Source organism: Streptomyces barkulensis (assembly GCF_002843305.1).
GTDB classification, from domain to species: Bacteria; Actinomycetota; Actinomycetes; order Streptomycetales; family Streptomycetaceae; genus Streptomyces; species Streptomyces barkulensis.
In genome coordinates, this window is sequence record NZ_PGSG01000019.1 from 1 (window position 1) to 3108 (window position 3108).

1 protein-coding gene is annotated in these 3108 nt (G+C 75.6%); it reads left to right on the forward strand.

Features of this window, described 5'->3' with window-relative positions; translation table 11 throughout:
- Positions 1 to 3108: acyltransferase domain-containing protein (locus CUT83_RS04255; RefSeq protein WP_143688488.1), on the forward strand; the 3108-nt coding region annotated here is incomplete at both ends.

The following is a 3108-nucleotide window of genomic DNA, read 5'->3' on the forward strand; positions in this document are numbered from 1 at the left end:
GAGCCGGTGGTGTGGCCGGCCGGTGAGGGGCGTCCCCGGCGGGCGGCGGTCTCGTCGTTCGGGATCAGCGGCACCAACGCCCACCTCATTCTCGAAGAAGACCGGCGGGAGTCCGGCGAAGACCACCGGAACCCACGACCGGACACCACCCCCGCGCTCCAGGACGTGCCGCCCCTGACCTTCTCGGCACGGGCCGAGCAGCCGCTGCGTGAACGCGCCGCGCAACTGCGCGCCCTGCTCGCGCAGTCGCCGGACCTCGACCCGGCCGACCTCGCCCGCGCCCTCGTCACCGGCCGTGCCACCTTCGACCACCGTGCCGTGGTCCTCGCACAGGACCGCGCCGGCCTCCTGGACGCACTCGACGCGCTGGCCGGGGGCCTGCCGCACCCGGGAGCCGTCCACGGGACCGCCGGAGGCGACGGCGGCACGGTGTTCGTCTTCCCGGGACAGGGCTCGCAGTGGATCGGTATGGCGCTGGAACTGCTGGAGACCTCGCAGGTGTTCCGCGAAAGGATGCACGAGTGCGCCGCGGCGCTCGCCGAGTTCACCGACTGGTCCCTCCTCGACGTGCTGCGCGGCGAGCCGGAGGCGCCGGGCTACGACCGCGTCGACGTGGTCCAGCCCGTGCTCTTCGCCGTGATGGTCTCCCTGGCCGCGCTGTGGCGGTCGCTGGGCGTGCGCCCCGACGCCGTCGTCGGCCACTCCCAGGGAGAGATCGCCGCCGCCTGCGTCGCGGGCGCGCTCTCGCTGCGGGACGCCGCCCGCGTGGTCGCGCTGCGCAGCCGGGCACTGGCCGAACTCGCGGGCACCGGCGGCATGGTCTCCGTGCCGCTGCCGGCCGGCGAGACGGAACGGCGCATCCGGCGGTGGGGCGACCGGCTGGCCGTGGCCGCCGTCAACAGCCCGGGTTCGACCGTGGTGTCCGGAGACCCGGAGGCGCTGGAGGACCTGCTGGCCCAGTGCGCGGCCGACGGTGTCCGCGCCCGCAGGATCCCCGTCGACTACGCCTCGCACTCACCGCACGTCGAGACCATCCGGGAACGGCTGCTCGATCTGCTGGCCCCGGTCGAGCCGCGCGAAGCCGCCGTGCCGTTCTTCTCCGCGGTCACCGGCGGGGAGCCGGACGATCCGCACCTCGACGCGGAGTACTGGTACCGGAACCTGCGGCAGCCGGTGCGCTTCGACGAGGCCACGCGCGCCCTCCTCGCCCGCGGCCACCGCACCTTCATCGAGGTCAGTGCGCACCCGGTGCTCACCATGGCGCTCCAGGACACCATCGCCGCACAGGACGCCGCACAGGACGCCGGGCAGGACGCCGGGCAGGACGGCGGGCAGGACGGGGCAGAGGAGGGCGCGGTGGCGCGGGAGGCCGTCGTGCTGGGCTCGCTCCGGCGTGACGAGGGGGGCATGGCACGGTTCCTGACCTCGGCCGCCGAGGGGTACGTGAACGGCCTGGGCGTCGACTGGTCCGCGGTCACCGGCAGTGGCGGCGCACCGGACGTCGAACTGCCCACCTACCCCTTCCAGCACCAGTCCTACTGGCTGGAACCGGCCGCCCGGACGGGCGATGTGGCCGCGGCCGGACTGCACGCGGCCGACCATCCGCTGCTGGGCGCGGCGGTGCCCACCGCGGACGGCGACGGACTGCTGCTCACCGGGCGGCTGTCGCTGCGCACCCACCCGTGGCTGGCCGACCACGCCGTCGGCGGCACCGTCCTCCTCCCCGGCACCGCCTTCCTCGAACTGGCGCTGGAGGCCGCCCGCCGGATCGGCTGCGGACACGTCGAGGACCTGACCGTGCTCACGCCACTGGTGCTCACCGAGCGCGCCGCCGTGCGCCTCCAGGTCACCGTGGGCGAGGCCGACGACGAGGGACGCCGCACACTGACCGTCCACTCCCAGCCCGACGAGGCCGACGAGGCCGAGGGGCGCGACCGGGGGGAGACGCCCGGACGGTCCTGGACCCGCCACGCCACCGGGGCGGTCCGCGGGGAACCGCGGACCGGGGCGGCGACCGGACTGCCCGAGGCCTGGCCTCCCGCCGGAGCGACTCCGGTGGACCTCACCGGGGCGTACGACAGGCTCGCCGACGACGGTTACGAGTACGGCCCCGCCTTCCAGGGGCTGAGGGCCGCCTGGCGGCTCGGCGACGACGTGTACGCCGAGGTCGCACTGGGCGCCGGGGAACGCTCCACGGCCGGCGAGTTCGGACTCCACCCGGCCCTGCTGGACGCGGCGCTGCACCCGGTGGTGCTGGGCGCCCTCGGCGGCGACCACGACGAGGGCGTACTGCCGTTCTCCTGGAACGGAGTCTCGCTGCACGCCGTCGGGGCCGCGTCCCTGCGGGTCCGGCTGCGCGCGACCGGGCGGAACGAACTGACCGCCACCGTGGCGGACGCCACCGGGGCGCCGGTGGCCACCGTGGGCTCCCTCGCGCTCCGGCCGGTGGACACGGAGGCGCTGCGCGCGGCCGGCCGGGCGGGGCTGCCCCTGCTGCGCGTCGAGTGGCAGGCCTTCACCGCCGACGACTCCACCGCCGACGACTCCACCGCCGACGACTCCACCGCCGACGACTCCACCGCCGAAGGCGCTGCCGCGTCCGGCATGACCGTGTGGTCGGCGGAGCCGGCGCACTCCGATCCGGTGGTGTCCGCTCATGAGGCGGCCGCCGGGGCTCTGGAGGCCGTCCGGGAGTGTTTGTCCGGTGGTGGGGAGCGGCCGTTGGTGGTGGTGACGCGGGGTGCGGTGGCGGTGGTGCCGGGTGAGGTGGCCGATCCGGTCGGTGCGGTGGTGTGGGGTCTGGTGCGGTCGGCGCAGACGGAGCATCCGGGGCGTTTTGTGCTGGTGGATGTGGAGGCTGCCGGTGAGGTGCCGGTGGGGGTGGTGGCGGCGGCGGTGGCCGCTGGTGAGTGGCAGGTGGCGGTGCGCGGGGAGCGGGTGCTGGTGCCGCGGCTGGTGCGGGCGGCCGTCTCCGGTGGTGGTGCCGGTGCCGGTGGTGGTGCCGGGCCCGATACCGCCCGCCTCGGCTCTCTGGACCCGGACGGCACGGTGCTGGTGACCGGTGGGACGGGGACGCTGGGGGGTGTGGTGGCGCGGCATCTGGTGGTG